Raw genomic sequence first — 19,924 nt, forward strand, 5'->3', positions numbered from 1 at the left:
CATGGCACTCCCCGACCGCTTCACCGCCTTCCGCATCCACCAGGACGAGGCCGGCCACCGCAGCGGGCTGGAGTCCGTCGCCCTGGACCAGCTGGCGCCGGGCCAGGTGGTGGTGCGGGCCGAGTGGTCGTCGGTGAACTACAAGGACGCACTGGCCGGCACCGGCAAGGGGCGGATCCTGCGCCGTTTCCCGCTGGTCGGCGGGATCGACGTGGCCGGCACCGTAGTCGCATCCACCGACCCGGCCTGGCGCGAGGGCGACGCGGTGCTGGCCACCGGTTGCGGGCTGAGCGAGACCCGCGACGGTGGCTACAGCCAGTACGTGCGGTTGGAGTCCAGCGCGGTGATCGCCCGCCCGGCCGGGCTGGGCGCGCGCGAAGCCATGGTGATCGGGACCGCCGGCTTTACTGCCGCGCTGGCCCTGCTGCGCATGCTCGACAACCGGCTCACGCCAGGGCACGGGCCGCTGGCGGTCACCGGGGCCACCGGCGGGGTCGGCTCGCTGGCGGTGGACATCTACAGCCGCGCCGGGTTCGAGGTGCATGCGATCAGCGGCAAGCCCGACCAGGCCGGGTACCTGCTCCGCCTGGGCGCGCGCGAGGTGCTGCCGCGCGAGGCCCTGGCCACCACCCGGCCGATGGAGTCGGCCCGCTTCGGCGGTGGCCTGGACAATGCCGGTGGCCCGATGCTGGCCAGCCTGCTGGCGCAGACCGTGCCTTACGGCAGCGTGGTCAGCGCCGGACTGGCCGCCAGCCCGGCGCTGGACATGACGGTGATGCCCTTCATCATCCGTGGCGTCTCGCTGCTCGGGGTGTCGTCGTCTTCGGCCCCACGTGCGCTGCGCGAGCAGGTCTGGGAGCGGCTGGGCAGCGACTGGGCGCCGCAGCACCTGGACACGATCTGTACCCGTGAAGTGGGTCTGGACGGGTTGCCAAGCGTATTCGAGGCGATGCTGGCCGGCGGCTCGCACGGACGCACGGTGGTGCGGATCGACTGAGCGTTGCAGCGGGGCGACGGACGGCACGGGGGATGCTTCACGCTGACACAGGCGCAGCACTACACTGCGGGCATCACTTGGGGAAGCACATGGCACGCATTCTGATCGTTGACGATTCACCGGTGCAGCAGCTGGGCATCAAACGCATCGTTGAAAAGCTGGGGCATGAAACGATGGTCGCCGAGGACGGTGCCGCCGGCGTCGAGAAAGCCAAGGCCGAGCTGCCCGATCTGGTGCTGATGGATGTGGTGATGCCGAATCTCAACGGATTCCAGGCCACCCGTACGCTGGCGCGCGAAGCGACCACCAAGCACATCCCGGTGATCCTGGTGACCACCAAGGACCAGGACACCGACCGCATGTGGGGCATGCGGCAGGGTGCCAAGGCCTACATCACCAAGCCGTTCTCCGAGGACGAACTGTCCGAAGTGCTGGAGCGCGTTTTCAGCGGACAGACGCCGCCGGCAGGTTGATCGGCGCAGGTAGTGCCGGGCCCTGCCCGGCAACCCCTTAAATCTTTTCGCCGAACGCCTTGGCCAGGCTGCGGTACGCCTTCTTCTGTGCGTCGTCGGTCGGCACCGGGGCGATGATCTCCAGTTCCACGATCTGGTCGCCGTCCGGGTTGCCCGGCAGGCCACGGCCGCGCAGGCGCAGCTTGCGCCCGGCATCCGAACCGGCCGGCACCTTCAGTTCCACCGCCCCGCCCAGGGTCGGCACGCTGATCGAGGTGCCCAGCGCGGCCTGCCACGGGGTGACGTCCAGGGTGTACAGGATGTTGCGCCCGTCGACCTCGAACTGCGGGTGCGCGGCGTATTCCACTTCCAACAGCAGGTTGCCGCCGTTGGTGCCCTGCCCGGTCAGGCGGATCACCTGGCCGGGGCGGATGCCCTTGGGGACGCGCACGTCCAGCTGCTTGCCGTTGACGGTAATGCGCAGGCTGTCACCACCGTAGGCCGCTTCCAGCGGCACCGAGAGCTTGGCGCGGGTGTCGCGCACCGGCTGCGGGCCCGCCCCGGCGCCACCGAAGCCACTGGCCCGGCCTGCACCACCGCCGCCGCGCTGGCGCGCGAACAGGCTTTCGAAGAAGTCGCTGAAGCCACCGCCACCGGCGCCACCGCCGAACACTTCCTCGAAGTCGAAGCCCTGCGCGCCGCCGTAGTTCGGCGGGGCGTGGAATTCTTCGCCCGGGCGATAGCCCTGGGCCTTGAGCTGGTCGTAGGCCGCGCGCTTCTGCGGGTCGCGCAGCGCCTCATAGGCTTCGTTGACCGCCTTGAACTTCTCTTCCGCGCCGGCCTCCTTGCTGACGTCGGGGTGGTACTTGCGCGCCAGCCGGCGGTAGGCGGTCTTGATTTCAGCATCGCCTGCGCTGGGTTCCACACCCAGGGTGGCGTAGTAGTCCTTGAATTCCATCCATACACCTCGAATAAGTTCGGCCGCCCGCGCCGGCGGGGGCCCTGCGCGCAATTCTAGCGGCTGGCCGCCCAACTGCCGTGATCGGCGAATGATCCAGCGCAATGCAGCGGCCATCTGGCCGGGGTACGGTGCAGGAGATGGGAATGAACAGGCGCTTTTCAACGTTTTGACATGGCCCTCCCATGGCCCTGACTACCCTGCCCTTGAATCAGGAGACCCCATGACCATCCACGTTGACGACCGCATCCCCGAAGTCACCCTCAAGCGCATCCGCGAGGGGATGGAAACCCTGGACACCACGGCGCTGTTCGATGGCCGCAAAGCGGTGCTGTTCGCGGTGCCCGGCGCATTCACCCCGACCTGCTCGGCGCAGCACCTGCCCGGCTTCGTTGAACGCTTCGCCGAATTCCGCAAGCGCGGCATCGACGTGTTCTGCATGGCGGTCAACGACCCGTTCGTGATGAAGGCATGGGGCGAGAGCCAGCAGGTGCCGGATGGGCTGCAGCTGCTGTCCGACGGCAATGGCGACTTCACCCGCGCGCTCGGCCTGGAACTGGACGCCAGCAGTTCCGGCATGGGCATGCGCTCGCGCCGTTTCGCGCTGTATGTGGAAAACGGCGTGGTCCGCGAAACCTTCATCGAAGAGCCCGGCAAGTTCGAGGTCTCTTCGGCCCAGTACGTGCTGGAGCACCTGCCCAGCTGACACTCCCGCAACAAAGGAAACCGGCCAGCCATGTCAAAGCCAGCCAAGCAGAAAGCGACTACCCAATCCGAACCCACCCAGCCGGCGCCGCGCCCCAGCGGCATCAGCGACACCGCCACGCTGCGTGCGCGGGCGCGGAAGAACATCGACGACGGTGCGATCACCGATACCTACAGCGCCGACCGCAAGGCAGTGATCAAGCTGCTCAACGATGCGCTGGCCACCGAGTACGTGTGCGTGCTGCGTTATTACCGGCACTACTTCATGGCCAAGGGCATGCTCGCCGACGCGGTCAAGGGCGAGTTCCTGGAACACGCCCAGCAGGAACAGGCGCACGCGGGCAAGCTGGCCGAGCGCATCGTGCAGCTCGGCGGTGAGCCGGACCTCAACCCGGCCACGCTGACCCAGCGGTCGCATGCCGAGTACAAGGAAGGCAAGGACCTGCGCGACATGGTCCGCGAGAACCTGATCGCCGAGCGCATCGCCATCGACAGCTATCGCGAGATGATCAACTTCGTTGGCGACCGCGACACCACTACCAAGCGCATCCTGGAAGAGATCCTGGCCCAGGAAGAAGAGCATGCCGACGAGTTCGCCGACCTGCTGGAAGGCTGGATTGGAGAATAGCGTCACACAGTAATCTCCCGGCAATGCAATCGCATTGCCGGGGGTGCTATGGTCGGGCCGATCCCACTGCAAGGACTGCATCGTGACCATCGCACTGTCTCGTGCGCCGCTTGTTGCGGCCCTGTTCGCCTCCGCCACCGCCCTGGCCCAGCCGGCGCCCGTGCCGGAAGTGCGCACGCCCCCTGCCCCGCATTGCCTGGACGCGCGCGCGGTACGCCAGATGGAGCAGGCCAGCCCGGATGCCATCGCCGTACTCGGCAGCAACGGCCAGGCCTACCGCCTGGATTTCGCAACGGCCTGCCCGGGCGTCAACGACGCCGAACAGGTGCGGCTGGATGCGCCGGATGGCTGGGCCTGCGGCCGGCCCAGCGAGCGGCTGGTGGTGGACGGGCGCAGCTGCCCGCTTTCGGCGGTCAGTGTGTTGGACAACCGCAGCTTTGCGGAAGTGGCACGCGAGAGCAGCCGCCAGTTTGCAACTACGCTGGAGGCGGTGACCGTGACCGCCAAGGGGGCTGCGACGAGCGAGAGGCGGCAAGCGTTCCGGGGTTCGCCGGAGTTCTGTTTCGCCACCCGGAACGTGCGCGGCTGGAGCGAAGACCCCAACGGCGTAGTGGTTGAAACCAACCCGCGCCGCAACGGTGGACACAAGTTCTACCGGGTCGAGCTGGGCAGCAGCTGCAGCATCCTGGCCGGCGCCACCGAGGTGGACTTCCAGTCCGGCTTCCAGAACGGGCTGATCTGCGGCAATCCGGGCGACCGCATCGTCATGCAGCCCAGCGGCATCGAAAACGATGGCCGTTCGTACACGCCGCGATTTGCGCGCCCCGGCTGCGCGGTTATGGCGGTCTATCCCAAGGAATAATGCCGACCGACGGTCGGCACCTACCGCAACACCCGGAACCGCACCTGGGTCCAGGCACCGTCGGCGGCGAGCGCGGTGAGCGTGTGCTCGCCGGCCTGGTCGAACTCGCGCTGGAAGGTGCGCGCGCCTTCGGTGCGTGCGATCCAGCGGTCGTCCAGCAGCCAGTCCACCGCCTGCTCGCTGCCCAGTGCGCGCAGCTGCAGCCGCACGCCGTGTTCGGCGTTGGGTGCGCGGGCCAAGGTGGCACGGTCGTTGAGCCCTTCGATATGCAGGCTGCCGGCGCTGCTGCGGCCATCGTCGCGGCAGTCGGGCGACAGCGCCGGCAACTGCGCGGCACGGCGCTGGGCCAGCGGCAGCCACGGCGACACCAGCGCCGGCCAGCGCGCGATCTCGCGCTGGGCTGCCTCATGCGGCAGCGTGCACTCCGGTGACAACCGCAAGCCGCTGCGCGCGTCCACCTCGAAGGCCACCCTCCCCGCCTGCCACAGGCGCGCGTCGCGCTCGGCGAAGGTGGGCGGCACCACGCCGTCCAGTACGTACGCCTGCAGGCGGCGCTGGCACAGCGCCGGCGGCGTGCTGTCGGCACGCTCGCCGGTAGGCCAGCACACCTCTGATTGAGTGACGCTGGCCGGCAGCGGCGCGGCGGCGGCATCACCGCTCTGGCGCGGCAGGCTGTCCACCACTTCGAACATCAACGGCAACGCGGTCACCGCACCGTACTGGCCGGGCAACGGGGTGCCGTCCGGCCGCCCTACCCACACCCCTACGGTGTAATGACGGGTGCTGCCGATCGCCCACGCATCCCGATACCCGTAACTGGTGCCGGTCTTCCAGGCCACGCGCGGGCGGCCGGTGACATCGAAGGTACCTGCGCCGTAGCCGGGGCGCGGGTTGGATTCGAGCATTTCGCGGGTGATCCATGCCGCGCCCGGCGACATCAGCCGCCGCTCGATCACCGCGTCGTCGGCGGTGTAGCGCACGCGTCCGGCGATGCCGTTGCGGTTGAACGCGGCGAAGCTGCCGACCAGGTCCTCGAGGCGTGCCCCGGTGCCGCCGAGGATCAGCGACAGGTTCGGCGCGCTGCCGCGCGGAAAGCGCAGGGTGATGCCGGCATGCGCCAGCCGTGCGGCGAAACGCGCAGAACCCACCCGGTCCAGCAGGTCCACCGCGGGCACGTTGAGCGAGAGGCGCAGTGCGGTGGCCGCGCTGACCGGGCCGTTGAACGCCGCGTCGAAGTTGCCTGGGCGGTACCCGGCAAAACTCTGCGGTGCGTCCACCATCAGGCTTTCCGAATGGATCAGGCCGTCGTCGAGGGCCATGCCGTACAGGAACGGCTTGAGCGTGGAGCCCGGCGAGCGCCAGGCCTGGACCATGTCGACATGGCCCAGCCGCCGCTTGTCGCCGAAGGCGACCGAGCCGACATAGGCGCGCGCTTCCAGGGTGCGGTTGTCGACCACCAGCAGCGCAGCCGAGGTGCGCTCGGGCAACTGCGAGAAGTACGACGACACGCGCTCTTCGAGGGTGCGCTGCAGCCCGATGTCGAGCGTGCTCTGGATGCGCGCCGCCCGGGGTTGCGCGGCGTGCAGGCGCTGGGCCAGCAGCGCGGCGTGCAGCGGCGGCTGCAGGGCGCGGGTTACCACCGGCTCGATGCGTGCATCGTCCACCTCGTCGCGCGACCACACGCCAAGCGCGACCATGCGTTCAAGCACCTTGTCGCGCGCGGCCTGCGCGGCTTCGGGGTGGCGGTCCGGGCGCAGCCGGCTGGGCGACTGCGGCAGCACCGCCAGCAGCGCGGCCTCGGCGTGCGACAACTGCGCAGCCGGTTTGCCCAGGTAGGCCCAGCTGGCCGCTTCCACCCCTTCGATGGTGCCGCCATAGGGCGCACGTTCCAGGTACAGCGCCAGGATCTGCGCCTTGTCCAGGTGCAGTTCCAGCTGCACCGCGCGCAGCAGCTGCTTGGCCTTGCCCCACGGGGTGCGCGTGTGCGGGTCGAGGATGCGCGCGACCTGCATGGTCAGGGTGGAGCCGCCGGAGACGATCCGCCGCTCCAGCACCCACTGCTTGCCGGCACGCAGCAGCGCCCAGGGGTTGACCCCGGGATGCCGCCAGAACCAGCGGTCCTCGTAGTTGAGCAGCGCCTGCAGGTACAGCGGCGAGACCGAATCCGCCGAGGCCGGGTAGCGCCACACGCCGTCCGCGTCGGCGAACGCGCGCAGCGGCGTGCCGTCGCCCGCGACCACCAGCGTGCTGGTGTCGCGCATTTTCGGCAGCGGCGGCGGAAACGCCAGGTCCAGCACCAGCAGCAGCGCCAGCAGCGCCGCCGTGCCCCAGCGCAGGCCCGGCCACAGCCGGCGCCGCCACCGGGCGGGCCCCGGCGTCGGCCGGGGCCCGCGCGTGCTCACGGCTGGACCACCGTGAGGGTGGTCGGGGTGCTGCGGCCCACCCCACGCAGGTCAGGACGGTACATGTCTTCCACCAGCGGCGGCGGCACCGTGTAGGTGCCCGGGGTGACGGCGCGCACCAGATAGAACACCTTGGCGGTACTGCCACGCGACAGCTTGAGCGCGGCCACGTACCGGTCGTCGCGGAATTCTTCATGGCGCAGCGTGGCCGCGTCGCCCCGGTCTTCCACGCGCAGGCCGTCCACCACCACGTCGGCCCACTGCTTGGCATCGCCCAGGTTGAAGTTCTCGATCTCCAGGCCGGCCGGCAGCAGGTCGGTCAGCAGCGCGTCGGGCATGTCCACGTTGGGGGTGACGCTGACCCGCACGATCAGGGCCTCGCCTTCCTTCAACGCACGCGGGGTCCACGGCTTGCCGTCGGTGGTGAACCAGCTGCGTTCCACGCCCAGGGTGCGGTTGTCCGGCTCCGGCGCGGTGCGCGGAATGCCGGCCACTTCCAGGCTGGCGAACATCGGCGGCTCGCCCTTCGGACTGAAGCGCACGCCCTTGGCCAGGGCGGCGTAGTCGAAGCTGCGCCCGAACATGCGCCGCGCGGCGATGGCTTCGACCTCGCCACCGATGGCCAGCTCGCCCGACACCTGCTTGCTCTGGTTGGCGGCCAGCGCCTTGCCGAGGCGCGCGATGGCGACCTGCTCCTGCGTGCTCAGCCACATCCAGCCGTTGTTGCGGCGTGCATCCAGCGCGCGACCCAGTTCCACGGCGCGGGCGTCATAGGCGGGCTTGGCCAGCTTGCGTTCGTGCAGCAGCGCGATCATCAAGGCGTCGTCGCGCACGGCGCTGCCGTAGTCGCCGAAGTACTGCGGGCGCTCGCTGCTGGGCTTGGCGAAGCCGGCCGCAATGGCGGCGTCGCCCCGCTTGTGGTCGCCCTGCAGCGACAGCGCGATGCCCAGGTGGACCAGCGACAGACCGGTCAGCGACTTGCTGCGTTCGTTGTCGTACAGCGCGCGCAGGGTGCCCAGCGGGGCGCGGTTGACCCGGGCCAGCACGTAGCCGGAGTAGGCCTGGTTGGCGAACTTCAGGTTCTCGCGGCGGTCTTCGCCGTAGAACGGGTTGCCGCCGGAGAGCAGGTCTTCGCTGAGCCGGTTCAGCGCCTTCTGCAGCACGCCGTCGGGCACCGCGAAGCCGGCGTCCTTGGCATCGAGCAGGAACTCGGCGATGTACGGGGTCAGCCACGGATTGACGTAGCCGTCGTCGCCCCACATCGAGAAGTTGCCGTTGGCCACCTGCATCGACGCCAGCCGGCCAAACGCGCCTTCCATGCGCTCGCGGCGGGTTTTGGCATCCAGCCCGTCGGCACCGAGCATGGCCGAGGTGGCCTCGTCCAGCATCAGCGCGGCGTAGCCCTTGCTGGTGGTCTGCTCGGCGCAGCCGTAGGGGTAGTTCAGCGCGCCGTTGAGGGCGCTGGCAAACGGGATCGGCGGCAGCGCGCTGACCAGCATGCGCGCGGTGACCGAATCGGCCATCAGCCCGTCGGCCAGGCCGGCGCCCATCTCCACGTCGGCCAGCGGGTCCAGCGTGCGCGTCTGCGCCCGCAGCACCTGCGGCCACGCGGCGCGCACCGGCAGGTCGTAGCGGCGGTCGACCTTGAAGCCGTTGGCTTCCACCCGCACCCGCACCTTGGCCACGGTATAGCCTTCGCGCGCCTGCAGCGGGAAGCTGAGCGTGTTCTTGGCGTCGGCGTTGAGCTTGAGCGTGCGGCTGGGTTCGCCCAGGCTCAGCGGCCCGATGCCATCGACCTGCACCTTGAACTCACCGGGCGTGCCGGTGAAGTTCTGCACGTCCAGGGTGACGGTACTGCGGTCGCCCGGGGCGAGCACGCGCGGCATGCTGGCTTCGGCCAGGATCGGCGCGCGCACCACGGTTTCCAGGTCGCGCTTGCCGTACTGGTCGTCGGAGTACACCAGCGCCGAAACGCGCAGGGTGCCGTTGAAGTCCGGCACCTTCAGCGCGATCCGGGCAATGCCCTTGGCGTCCAGCTTCACCGGACCGGAGAACAGGTCCACGGTCTGCACGCGCGCGGTCGGCCGCTTGGCCTGCGGCAATGCCGCCAGCGCCATGTCGCCACCGAACTTGAGCTTGCCGCTGCTGCCGTCGAAGCTTTCGATCACGCGGCTGTAGATGTCGTACGCATCGACGCCCAGGCGACGCTGGGCGAAGAAGTGTGCCGAGGCGTCCGGCACCGGGAAGCGGGTGATGTTGAGGATGCCCACGTCCACCGCCGAGACCGTCACGTGCGCCAGCTTGCCGGCCAGCTGCGGTGCGCTGACCGTGACCGGCAGGGTCTGCTCCGGCCGCATCTGCTTCGGCGCGGACAGGCCCACGGCCACGGTGCGCGCCTTGCGGTCCATCGGCACATGGACCACGCCGACCGCACGCGCCGGCGTGATCTTGCTCGGGGCGCTGCCGCCGCGGAACACCAGCGCGGTGATGTAGACGTCGTGGCGTTCCCAGTCGGCGGTGACCGGAATGTCGAAGGTGCTGCCGGGCTTGGCGTCGATCTCCTGCACGTACAGCATCTTGTCGCTTTCAACCATCAACAGGCCCTTGCCGGCGTGCGGTGGGGTGACGGTGACGCGCAGCGTGTCGCCCGCTTTATACGCGGTCTTGTCCAGGCCCAGCTTGACCTTGTCCGGGCGTGCATCCAGCCCACGGTTCTCGTCGTTCCAGCTCCAGCCGGCGTGGAACGGGTAGCGGCTGGTCAACCCGGTGGCCGGGTCGAACACATCCAGCCGGTACTCGCCCCACTCCACCGGGAAGTCCACGCCCACCGCCGCGCTGCCGGCGTCGATGGTGCGGGTGTCCTTGTTCTCGAAGCGGCGGCTGAAATCGTAGTCCCAGCGATTGTCGTTGAAGGTCCAGTGGTAGTCGCGCAGCTCGCGCACCAGGGTGACCTTCAAGCCCTTGCCCGGCTGCGGCTTGCCGGCCGCGTCCACCCGCATCACTTCAAAGCGGGCGTTGCTGTTGGCGTCGGCCCCGTCGTCCGGGTTGAACAGCGGGCGCACGCCGACCAGCACCGGGGCCGGCCACATCACCCGCTTCAGGGTGCGGGTGACTGTGCGACCGCCGGTCTCGTAGACGCTGCCGGACAGCACCACCGCCACCGGCGCGCTGGCCTTGACCTCGGCGGGCAGCTCCACGTCCTGGCGCAGTTTGCCGTCGGCCGGGAATTCGGTGTCGATCACATCACGCGCTTCGCGCGGCAGTTCCAGGGTCGGGTCGCCGAAGAAGTAGCCCGGCAGCGACTCCACCGGCGACTGTTCTGCAGCCACCGCCAAGCGCGCGGTGAAACGGTTGCCGTCGGCCGGCGCGCCGTACAGGTAGGCCGCGTCGGCCTGCAGCTTCAGCGGCTCGCCGGGCTTGAGGGTCTTCTGCGCGCTGTCCAGGTCCAGCTTCATGCGCTCGGGCAGGAACTCTTCGATGCGCAGGGTCATGCCCTGGATCGCTTCCTTGCTGGCCGGGTTGGTACGGAATTCAACCTGCCAGCGCCCGGTGGGCGCTTCCACCGGAATGGTCTGTTCGAAGCTCAGGTAGCCCTGCTCGCCCGGCTGCAGCCGGGTTTCGCGGAAGGTCTTGCCGTCGGGCTGCTTCAGGCGCAGGAACACCGGTTGTGGCTTGACCGGCTTGCCGTCGTTGTCGCGCAGCAGCGCGGAGATGCGCACGGTCTCGCCGGGGCGGTACAGGTCGCGGCCGGACCAAGCGAACACGTCGAACCAGGCGTTGTCGCGGCCGGCCACGGCGAACTCGCTCAGGTCCAGCGCCGGCTGGTTGAACGGCAGCATCGAGGTGTCCGGACCGCTGCTGGCGATCAGCACGTGGCCCGCGTCCAGCGTGTAGTTGAGCAGCGCGTTGCCGTTGCCGTCGGTGCTGCCCTTGAGCACCACCTCGCCCTTGGCGTCGAGGATGCGCAGGTCGACCTTCTTCAGCGCAGCGCCGCTCTGCAGCGAGGCGGTGTGCACGAACAGGGTGTCCTTGTAGGCGCGGGTGTGCAGGCCGATGTCGCTGACGGTGAAGAAGGCGGTGTCGAATTCACTGTCGAACGAGCCGCTGCGCTTCATCACCGCGAAATACAGGCCGGGTTCCTGCAGTTCCTTGATGTCCTGGGTCGGCAGGTAGGTGAGCACGCGCTCGTTCTGCTTGCCGCCGAGCACGAAGCGGTTGAGGTAAACCGGCTCGGCCAGCTGCGACATCGGGGTCTTGTCGCCGTACTCGCTGTCCAGCTCCCAGCTGCCGCGACGGCCGCCGCGCTGGTACTGGCTGAAGAAGCTGGGCAGTTCCTTTTCGCGTACGCGCAGGAACTCCACGTCCACTTCGCCCACGTTGACCGAGACCACCGGCAGGCCGCGGCTTTCCCGCGCCGGCAGCACGCTGCCCTGCGAGGCGAACCCGGCCACCGGCTTGAGTTCGCCGGTGAACACCTTCTGGCGCAGCTCCTTGCCGATCCGGCTGCCGTCGGCGGCGAGCAGGTCCGGGGACACGATCAGGGTGTATTCCTTCGCCGCTTCCACGAACGGGTAGCGCAGGGTCTTGCCGTCATCGGACAGGGTCCAGCTGCTGTCCTCGGTGCCGACCTTCTCGCCGAAGCGGACCAGTTTGTCGAAGTCCTGGGTGCCGACCAGCGGCCGCGAGAACTCCAGCGCCAGCGACAGGCCGTCGCTGCTCTGGTCCGGGAAGGCCCTCAACAGGGTGAACCCGGTGACCGCTTCGGCCTTGGCCGCGATCGGCGCGCCGGAGGCGGTGGGCAGCTGACCGCTGTCGTTGCGGTTGCAGCCGGTGATGCCTGATGCCAGCCCGGCGACCAGCGCCAGTGCTGCGATTCCCTTCCAGATGCCCTGACGGACCGTGGCCATACGTCGCTCCTTGAACCAGGGCTTCATTATGCACCGCGGGGTTACAGGCTGGCGGACGGCGTGCGTGGGACACGCATGGCGTGTCCCACACGGTGCCCAAACCGTTCGCGATTAAACGGTGCCGGCCGGCACGCGCACCGCGCCTTCCATCAACACCCGGGCGCTGCGGCTCATGATCGCCTTGGTCACCGTCCACTGGCCGTCTACCAGCTGCGCCTCGGCGCCCACCCGCAACGTGCCGGACGGGTGCCCGAAGGTCACCGCGCCACGCTCGCCGCCCCCGGCCGCCAAGTTGACCAGGGTGCCGGGAATGGCGGCGGCGGTACCGATCGCCACCGCCGCGGTGCCCATCATGGCGTGGTGCAACTTGCCCATCGACAGCGCACGCGCGTGCAGGTCGATGTCGCCGGCGCCGATCTGCTTGCCGCTGGACGACACGTAGTCCTGCGCCGGCGCCACGAATGCCACCTTGGGCGTGTGCTGGCGGGTCGCGGCTTGGTCGATGTGGTCGATCAGCCCCATGCGCACCGCGCCGTGCGCGCGGATCGCCTCGAACCGGGCCAGCGCGGCCTTGTCGTCGTTGATCGCCGGTTGCAGCTCGGTCCCGGTGTAACCCAGGTCGGCGGCGTTGAGGAAGATGGTCGGAATGCCGGCGGTGATCATGGTCACCTGGAAGCTGCCCACGCCGGGCACCTCCAGGGTGTCGACCAGGTTGCCGGTGGGGAACATCGAACCGCCCTCGCCTTCGCCGTCATCGGAGGGGTCAAGGAACTCCAGCGGGATCTCGGCTGCCGGGAAGGTCACCCCGTCCAGCTCGAAATCGCCGATCTCCTGCACCTGCCCGTCCACCACCGGCACGTGGGCCAGGATGGTCTTGCCGATGTTGGCCTGCCAGATCCGCACGGTGCAGGTGCCGTTGTGCGGGACCCGCGACGGGTCGATCAACCCATTGCTGATCGCAAACGGGCCCACCGCGGTGCTGAGGTTGCCGCAGTTGCCGCTCCAGTCCACGAACGCGGTGTCGATGGACACCTGGCCGTACAGATAGTCCACGTCATGATCCGGCACGGAGGCTTCAGAAATGATCACGCACTTGCTGGTGCTGGACGTCGCCCCGCCCATGCCGTCGGTGTGCTTGCCATACGGGTCCGGCGAACCGATCACGCGCATCAGCAGCGCGTCACGCGCCGGACCGGGCTGCTGCGCGGCAGCGGGAAGGTCCTGCAGGCGGAAAAACACGCCTTTGCTGGTACCACCGCGCATGTAGGTGGCCGGAATGCGGAGCTGGGGGAGATAAGACATGCAAGCGGTCCTGGGAAATGAGACGGTCCGCTGCCGGACCGTCGTGGAGTCATGCCACCTGGCTGGATTCCAGGAAGTCCTGCGCGAAGCGCTGCAGCACGCCACCTGCTTCGTAAATGGCCACTTCTTCGTCGCTGTCGAGGCGGCAGGTGACGGGCACCACCACGTCCGTACCGTCGCGGCGGTGGATGACCAGGGTCAGCTCCGCGCGCGGGGTGCGTTCGCCGATGACGTCGAAGGTTTCGGTGCCGTCGATGCCCACGGTCAGGCGCGTGGTGCCGGGCTTGAACTCCAGCGGCAGCACGCCCATGCCGATCAGGTTGGTGCGGTGGATGCGCTCGAAGCCTTCGGCGACGATGGCCTCCACGCCGGCCAGGCGCACGCCCTTGGCGGCCCAGTCGCGCGAGCTGCCCTGGCCGTAGTCGGCGCCGGCGATGATGATCAGCGGCTGCTTGCGCGCCATGTAGGTTTCAATCGCTTCCCACATGCGCATGACCTTGCCTTCCGGCTCGACCCGGGCCAGCGAACCCTGCTTCACGGTGCCGTCTTCATTGCGCACCATTTCATTGAACAGCTTCGGGTTGGCGAAGGTGGCGCGCTGCGCGGTCAGGTGGTCGCCGCGATGGGTCGCATAGGAATTGAAGTCTTCCTCGGGCAGGCCCATCTTCGCCAGGTACTCGCCGGCCGCACTGGAAGCCAGGATCGCATTCGAGGGCGAGAGGTGGTCGGTGGTGATGTTGTCGGGCAGCACCGCCAGCGCACGCATGCCGGCCAGCGTGCGCTCGCCCGCCAATGCGCCTTCCCAGTACGGCGGTCGACGGATGTAGGTGCTCTGCGGGCGCCAGTCGTACAGCGGGCTGACCTGCGAGCTGTACTCCACGCGCACGTTGAACATCGGGTTGTACACGCTGCGGAACTGCTCGGGCTTGACCGCCGCCTTCACCACCGCGTCGATCTCGGCATCGCTGGGCCAGATGTCCATCAGCCGCACCTCGTTGCCCTGCGCGTCCACGCCCAGCACGTCCTTCTCGATGTCGAAGCGCACCGTGCCGGCAATCGCGTAGGCGATCACCAGTGGCGGCGAGGCCAGGAAGGCCTGCTTGGCATACGGGTGGATGCGGCCGTCGAAGTTGCGGTTGCCCGACAGCACGGCGGTGGCGTACAGGTCGCGGTCGATGATTTCCTGCTGGATCGCCGGATCCAGCGCGCCACTCATGCCGTTGCAGGTCGTACAGGCGAACGCGACGATGCCGAAGCCGAGCTTTTCCAGGTCCGGCAGCAGGCCGGCTTCTTCCAGGTACAGCTGCACGGCCTTGGAACCCGGTGCCAGCGAGGACTTCACCCACGGCTTGCGCAGCAGGCCGCGCTCGTTCGCCTTGCGTGCCAGCAGGCCGGCAGCGATCACGTTGCGCGGGTTGGAGGTGTTGGTGCAGCTGGTGATGGCGGCGATGATCACCGCGCCGTCCGGCATCAGGCCCTGGGCCTGTTCGGCCTTGCCCGCTTCCAGCTTGGCCGCGTCGGCAATGCCGCGCTCGGCCAGTGCGCTGACCGGCAGGCGGCGGTGCGGATTGCTCGGGCCGGCCATGTTGCGGACCACGCTGGACAGATCGAAGCTCAGCACGCGCGGGTACTGCGCGGTGGCGAGGTCGTCGGCCCACAGGCCGGTGGTACGCGCGTAGGTTTCCACCAGCGCCAGCTGCGCTTCCTCGCGGCCGGTCAGGCGCAGGTAGTCGATGGTCTGGCTGTCGATGTAGAACATCGCCGCCGTGGCACCGTATTCCGGGCACATGTTGGAGATCGTGGCGCGGTCGCCGATGGTCAGCGCGGCGGCGCCTTCGCCGTAGAACTCCAGCCACGCACCGACCACGCGCTGCGCGCGCAGGAATTCGGTCAGGGCCAGCACCACGTCGGTGGCGGTGATGCCCGGCTGCGGCTTGCCGGTGAGCTCCACGCCCACGATGTCGGGCAGGCGCATCCACGAGGCGCGGCCAAGCATGACGTTCTCGGCTTCCAGGCCGCCCACGCCGATGGCGATCACGCCCAGCGCGTCCACGTGCGGGGTGTGGCTGTCGGTGCCCACGCAGGTATCGGGGAAGGCCACGCCGTCCTTGACGTAGATCACCGGCGACATTTTCTCCAGGTTGATCTGGTGCATGATCCCGTTGCCCGGCGGAATCACGTCCACGTTCTGGAAGGCCTGCTTGGTCCAGTCGATGAAGTGGAAGCGGTCTTCGTTGCGGCGGTCTTCGATGGCGCGGTTCTTCTCGAATGCCTGCGGGTCGTAGCCGCCGCATTCCACGGCCAGCGAGTGGTCCACGATCAGCTGCACCGGTACCACCGGGTTGACCTTGGCCGGGTCGCCACCGCCATCGGCGATGGCGTCGCGCAGGCCGGCCAGGTCGACCAGCGCGGTCTGGCCGAGGATGTCGTGGCAGACCACGCGGGCCGGGAACCACGGGAAATCGAGATCCTGGCGGCGCTCGATCAGCTGCCGCAGCGAGGCCTCAAGGGTGGCCGGGTCGCAGCGGCGCACCAGGTTTTCCGCCAGCACGCGCGAGACATACGGCAGCGTGGCATAGGCGCCGGGCTGGATCGCGTCGACCGCGGCCCGGGTATCGAAATAGTCCAGCGCGGTGCCGGGGAGGTTCTTGCGGTAATCAATGTTCATGGCTGGCGGTAGCTGCTCGTTGGCGGGCCGAAGCGGTAAGACGGCCAAGGCACCCCGAGGGGTGCCTTGGCGTTTGCATCACTTGCGTTCGTCGATCGGCACGAAGGCCTGGTCTTCCGGCCCGGTGTAGTTGGCGCTGGGGCGGATGATCTTGCCGTCGATGCGCTGTTCGATCACGTGCGCGCTCCAACCGGAGGTGCGCGCGATCACGAACAGGGGGGTAAACATGGCGGTCGGCACGCCCATCATGTGGTAGCTCACCGCGCTGAACCAGTCCAGGTTCGGGAACATCTTCTTGATGTCCCACATCACCGATTCCAGGCGCTCGGCGATGTCGTACATCTTCAGGTTGCCCTGCTCGGCCGACAGCTCGCGGGCCACGTCCTTGATCACGTTGTTGCGCGGATCGCTGACCGTGTACACCGGATGGCCGAAGCCGATCACCACTTCCTTGCGCTCGACGCGGGCCTTGATGTCCGCCTCGGCCTCGTCCGGGGAGTCGTAGCGCTTCTGCACTTCGAACGCCACTTCATTGGCGCCGCCGTGCTTGGGGCCGCGCAGCGCGCCGATGCCACCGGTGATGCAGCTGTACATGTCGCTGCCGGTGCCGGCGATGACGCGGCAGGTGAAGGTGGAGGCGTTGAACTCGTGCTCGGCGTACAGGATCAGCGAGGTGTGCATCGCCTTGACCCACGACTGCTGCGGCGGCACGCCGTGCAGCAGGTGCAGGAAGTGGCCACCGATGGAGTCGTCGTCGGTCTCCACGTCGATGGCGCGACCGTTGTGGCTCCAGTGGTACCAGTACAGCAGCATCGAGCCGAGGCAGGCCATCAGCTTGTCGGCGATGTCGCGCGCGCCGGGGTGGTTGTGGTCGTCCTTCTCCGGCGACACGCAGCCGAGCACGGACACGCCGGTGCGCATCACGTCCATCGGGTGCGCCGACGGCGGCAGCTCTTCCAGGGCGGCCTTGACCGCAGCCGGAATGCCGCGCAGCGACTTCAGCTTGGCCTTGTAGGCGGCCAGTTCGGCGCGGTTGGGCAGCTTGCCGTGCACCAGCAGGTGGGCGATTTCCTCGAACTCGCTGGTATTGGCCAGGTCCAGGATGTCATAGCCACGGTAGTGCAGGTCGTTGCCGCTGCGGCCGACGGTGCACAGTGCGGTATTGCCGGCGGCGGTACCCGACAGGGCGACGGACTTCTTCGGCTTGAAGCCGGGGGCGGTGGTTGCTTCGCTCATGATCCCTCCAGAAAACAATGGTGCGACGTTACTTCTTGGCGGCGAACAGCGCATCGAGCTGCTGCTCGAAGGCGTGGTAGCCGATACGGTCGTACAGTTCCTCGCGCGTCTGCATGGCGTCCACTACGTTCTTCTGGTGGCCATCGCGACGAATGGTCTCATACACGTTCTCGGCGGCCTTGTTGGCCGCGCGGAACGCCGACAGCGGGAACAGCTGGATCGCCACGCCGGCCGAGGCCAGTTCGTCGCGGCTGAACAGCGGGGTCTTGCCGAATTCAGTGATGTTGGCCAGCACCGGCACCTTCACCGCGTCCACGAAACGGCGGTAGGTGGCCAGGTCGTAGGCGGCCTCGGCGAAGATGCCGTCCGCGCCAGCCTCCACGCAGGCGATGGCGCGCTCGATCGCCGCGTCCACGCCGTCGACCTGGATGGCGTCGGTGCGGGCGATCAGGAAGAAGTCCGGGTCGGTCCTGGCGTCGGCCGCAGCCTTGACCCGGTCGACCATCTCACCCTGGGTCACGATCTCCTTGCCGGGGCGGTGGCCGCAGCGCTTGGCGCCGACCTGGTCTTCGATATGGCAGGCGGCGGCGCCGGCCTTGATCAGCGACTTCACGGTGCGCGCGATGTTGAACGCGCTCGGCCCGAAGCCGGTGTCGATGTCGACCATCAGCGGCAGGTCGCAGACGTCGGTGATCCGGCGCACGTCGACCAGCACGTCTTCCAGGGTGTTGATGCCCAGGTCGGGCAGGCCCAGCGAGCCGGCCGCGACGCCGCCACCGGACAGGTAGATCGCGCGGTAACCGGCACGCTTGGCCAGCAGCGCATGGTTGGCGTTGATCGCGCCGATCACCTGCAGCGGCGACTCGGCAGCCAGCGCTTCACGGAAACGGGCGCCGGCGGAGGAAACAGGGGTGCTCATGGGCAACATTCCATCGTGGTTGACCCGGCAATGGGCGCAAGGGGCATGCCAACTGGCAAGTGATTGATTTCGTTCATAACGGGCGCAGAAACACGTGTTTCACCTTGAAACATTGAAACGCATGTAACATGCATGCAACTGAAACATGGCCCTGCCCGATGTCGATCCGCCTGCCCCGCCCCCGCCTGCCCGACCCCGACCCCGGCGCCCTGCCGGTGATCTGGACGGTGAGCGTGTCGCGCCTGACCGGGCTGCTCGGCGATGTGATTCCCGAGTTCGACCGGCGCGCCCGCATCGTGCCGATCAACCTGGGTTTTGAAGAGGCGGTGGATGTGATCGGCCAGCGCCTGCGTCGTGAGCACTGCGACGTGGTGATTGCCGGCGGCTCCAACGCGGCCTACCTGCGCAGCCGGCTGGAGGTGCCGCTGGTGCCGATCCAGGCCAACGGCTTCGACCTGATGGAAGCGCTGGCACGGGCGCGGCGGATCGCGCCACGGATCGGGCTGGTTACGCATGCCAGCGACGTGCCCAGCTTCAACAGCTTCCAGCACAGCTTCGGGCTGGACATCGAACACCGCCGCTTCGTCACCCGCGAAGACGCGCGCGACTGCATCGCCGACCTGCGCGCCAACGGCATTGAAGTGATCGTCGGCACCGGCATGGCCATCGACCATGCCGAACAGGTGGGGCTGCCCGGGGTGCTGCTGTACTCGGCCGATTCGGTGCGGCACGCGTTCGAACATGCGCTGGAACTGACCCAGACCCTGGCCCGCTCCGGCGCGACACTCCCGCGCCGGCGCGTTGCCGGCGCACGACGCGCGGAACGGCCGCTGCTGCTCGGCGACAGCGCGCCGATGCAGGACGTACGCGAACGCATCGCGCTGTACGCCCCGCATGACAGCACCGTACTGGTCACCGGCGCCACCGGCACCGGCAAGGAACTGGTCGCGCGCCAGCTGCACGCTTCCAGCGGACGCAGCGGACGCTTCGTGGCGCTGAACTGCGGTGCGATCAGCGAATCGCTGCTGGAAGCGGAGCTGTTCGGCTACACCGAAGGCGCGTTCACCGGCGCGCGGCGCGGCGGACGGGTTGGGCTGGTCGAAGCCGCCGACGGCGGCACCCTGTTCCTCGACGAGATCGGCGAGCTGCCGCTGCCGTTGCAGACCCGGCTGCTGCGGGTGCTGGAGGAGCGCGAGGTGCTGCGGGTGGGCGCCACCGAACCCACCCCGGTCGACGTAAGGGTGGTCGCCGCCACTCTGCAGGCCCTGGAATCGCTGGTGCAGGCGCAACGCTTCCGCCGCGACCTGTACTACCGGCTGGCGGCGCTGCGCATTGCGCTGCCCACCCTGCAGGAGCGGCCGCAGGACGTGCCCGAGCTGCTGGAGCATTTCTTCCAGCAGCTCGGGCAACGCGCCTCACCGCTGGACGCGGAAGCCACCCAGCAGCTCTGCGCGTATGCCTGGCCCGGCAACGTCCGCGAGCTGCGCAACCTGGTCGACCGGCTGCGCATCCATTGGCCGCTGCAGGCGGGTGCGCTTGGGGTGGCCCAGCTGCGGTCCTGGTTGCCCGAACTGCAGCAGGCGCTCCCCACCGCCGCAGGTGCGGCGCCCGCTCTCCCCGCCATCGCCACCCGGCCTTCACCGGCCGTGCTGCAGCAGTGGCTGGATGACCACCAGGGCAACCGTGAACAGCTGGCGACACGCCTGGGTGTGTCGCGTACGACCCTATGGCGATGGCTGCGCGTTACAGGCTAACGCGCACGCTGCGCGACGTTGCTGGCGCTTACACGCAGACCGGGTGTCATCCGACATTGCATCGGGAAAATTCCGAAACGCATTCGCCCCATTTTGATTCTGCGACATGTTCATCATTGCGCATCCTGCAAGTG

Annotated in this window: 13 protein-coding genes; 6 read left to right on the forward strand and 7 right to left on the reverse strand. The window is 68.5% G+C overall.

The window, feature by feature from the left end; all coding sequences use genetic code 11:
- Position 1 precedes the first annotated feature (1 nt).
- Both PDM28_RS14115 and pilH read left to right on the forward strand, forming a co-directional pair.
- Positions 2-997: a YhdH/YhfP family quinone oxidoreductase gene (locus PDM28_RS14115; protein ID WP_311182511.1), complete on the forward strand. Its 996-nt coding sequence runs from the start codon at positions 2-4 to the stop codon at positions 995-997.
- A gap of 89 nt (positions 998-1,086) precedes the next feature.
- Positions 1,087-1,470 carry a twitching motility response regulator PilH gene (gene pilH, locus PDM28_RS14120; RefSeq protein ID WP_102945400.1) on the forward strand — a complete coding sequence of 128 codons (384 nt, stop codon included), beginning with the start codon at positions 1,087-1,089 and terminating at the stop codon, positions 1,468-1,470.
- 37 nt (positions 1,471-1,507) lie between these two features.
- Here the strand turns inward: pilH and PDM28_RS14125 are convergent, their stop codons facing one another.
- Positions 1,508-2,407: a DnaJ C-terminal domain-containing protein gene (locus PDM28_RS14125; protein WP_070207113.1), complete on the reverse strand. Its 900-nt coding sequence runs from the start codon at positions 2,405-2,407 to the stop codon at positions 1,508-1,510.
- Between the two features lie 223 nt (positions 2,408-2,630).
- Here PDM28_RS14125 and PDM28_RS14130 point away from each other — a divergent pair, with 223 nt between their 5' ends.
- From PDM28_RS14130 to PDM28_RS14140, 3 genes are all read left to right on the forward strand, one after another.
- Positions 2,631-3,113 carry a peroxiredoxin gene (locus PDM28_RS14130; RefSeq protein WP_311182512.1) on the forward strand — a complete coding sequence of 161 codons (483 nt, stop codon included), beginning with the start codon at positions 2,631-2,633 and terminating at the stop codon, positions 3,111-3,113.
- A 30-nt stretch (positions 3,114-3,143) separates the two neighbouring features.
- Positions 3,144-3,740 carry a ferritin-like domain-containing protein gene (locus tag PDM28_RS14135; RefSeq protein WP_311182513.1) on the forward strand — a complete coding sequence of 199 codons (597 nt, stop codon included), beginning with the start codon at positions 3,144-3,146 and terminating at the stop codon, positions 3,738-3,740.
- An 82-nt stretch (positions 3,741-3,822) separates the two neighbouring features.
- A complete protein-coding gene (locus PDM28_RS14140) occupies positions 3,823-4,602 on the forward strand; it encodes a hypothetical protein (RefSeq protein WP_311182514.1) in 780 nt (259 codons plus the stop codon).
- A 20-nt stretch (positions 4,603-4,622) separates the two neighbouring features.
- Here the strand turns inward: PDM28_RS14140 and pbpC are convergent, their stop codons facing one another.
- From pbpC to prpB, 6 genes are all read right to left on the reverse strand, one after another.
- On the reverse strand, positions 4,623-6,950 hold the full coding sequence (gene pbpC, locus PDM28_RS14145; protein ID WP_311184699.1) for a penicillin-binding protein 1C: 2,328 nt from the start codon (positions 6,948-6,950) through the stop codon (positions 4,623-4,625).
- 50 nt (positions 6,951-7,000) lie between these two features.
- Positions 7,001-11,911, reverse strand: coding sequence for an alpha-2-macroglobulin family protein (locus PDM28_RS14150; RefSeq protein ID WP_311182515.1), 4,911 nt, complete (start codon positions 11,909-11,911; stop codon positions 7,001-7,003).
- Positions 11,912-12,022: 111 nt separating this feature from the next.
- Entirely contained in the window at positions 12,023-13,213 is a 1,191-nt protein-coding gene (gene prpF / locus PDM28_RS14155; protein WP_311182516.1) for a 2-methylaconitate cis-trans isomerase PrpF, read from the reverse strand.
- Between the two features lie 49 nt (positions 13,214-13,262).
- The gene (gene acnD / locus PDM28_RS14160) at positions 13,263-15,881 is read right to left on the reverse strand and encodes a Fe/S-dependent 2-methylisocitrate dehydratase AcnD (protein ID WP_311182517.1); all 2,619 of its coding nucleotides are present in this window, start codon (positions 15,879-15,881) and stop codon (positions 13,263-13,265) included.
- Positions 15,882-15,959: 78 nt separating this feature from the next.
- Positions 15,960-17,117, reverse strand: coding sequence for a bifunctional 2-methylcitrate synthase/citrate synthase (gene prpC, locus PDM28_RS14165; RefSeq protein ID WP_102945394.1), 1,158 nt, complete (start codon positions 17,115-17,117; stop codon positions 15,960-15,962).
- A gap of 28 nt (positions 17,118-17,145) precedes the next feature.
- Positions 17,146-18,045, reverse strand: a complete 900-nt coding sequence (gene prpB, locus PDM28_RS14170) for a methylisocitrate lyase (protein WP_172448103.1) — start codon at positions 18,043-18,045, stop codon at positions 17,146-17,148.
- Between the two features lie 149 nt (positions 18,046-18,194).
- Here prpB and prpR point away from each other — a divergent pair, with 149 nt between their 5' ends.
- Positions 18,195-19,790: a propionate catabolism operon regulatory protein PrpR gene (prpR, locus tag PDM28_RS14175; protein WP_311182518.1), complete on the forward strand. Its 1,596-nt coding sequence runs from the start codon at positions 18,195-18,197 to the stop codon at positions 19,788-19,790.
- Positions 19,791-19,924 lie beyond the last annotated feature (134 nt).

The sequence above is a fragment of the Stenotrophomonas aracearum genome (assembly GCF_031834615.1).
Classification (GTDB): Bacteria; Pseudomonadota; Gammaproteobacteria; order Xanthomonadales; family Xanthomonadaceae; genus Stenotrophomonas; species Stenotrophomonas aracearum.

Excerpts from the sequence above, each read along its gene's own strand:
- PDM28_RS14115 (WP_311182511.1), top strand. The coding sequence starts at position 2 with ATGGCACTCCCCGACCGCTTCACCGCCTTCCGCATCCACCAGGACGAG.
- pilH (WP_102945400.1), top strand. The coding sequence starts at position 1,087 with ATGGCACGCATTCTGATCGTTGACGATTCACCGGTGCAGCAGCTGGGC.
- PDM28_RS14125 (WP_070207113.1), bottom strand. The coding sequence starts at position 2,407 with ATGGAATTCAAGGACTACTACGCCACCCTGGGTGTGGAACCCAGCGCA.
- PDM28_RS14130 (WP_311182512.1), top strand. The coding sequence starts at position 2,631 with ATGACCATCCACGTTGACGACCGCATCCCCGAAGTCACCCTCAAGCGC.
- PDM28_RS14135 (WP_311182513.1), top strand. The coding sequence starts at position 3,144 with ATGTCAAAGCCAGCCAAGCAGAAAGCGACTACCCAATCCGAACCCACC.
- PDM28_RS14150 (WP_311182515.1), bottom strand. The coding sequence starts at position 11,911 with ATGGCCACGGTCCGTCAGGGCATCTGGAAGGGAATCGCAGCACTGGCG.
- prpF (WP_311182516.1), bottom strand. The coding sequence starts at position 13,213 with ATGTCTTATCTCCCCCAGCTCCGCATTCCGGCCACCTACATGCGCGGT.
- acnD (WP_311182517.1), bottom strand. The coding sequence starts at position 15,881 with ATGAACATTGATTACCGCAAGAACCTCCCCGGCACCGCGCTGGACTAT.
- prpC (WP_102945394.1), bottom strand. The coding sequence starts at position 17,117 with ATGAGCGAAGCAACCACCGCCCCCGGCTTCAAGCCGAAGAAGTCCGTC.
- prpB (WP_172448103.1), bottom strand. The coding sequence starts at position 18,045 with ATGTTGCCCATGAGCACCCCTGTTTCCTCCGCCGGCGCCCGTTTCCGT.
- prpR (WP_311182518.1), top strand. The coding sequence starts at position 18,195 with ATGTCGATCCGCCTGCCCCGCCCCCGCCTGCCCGACCCCGACCCCGGC.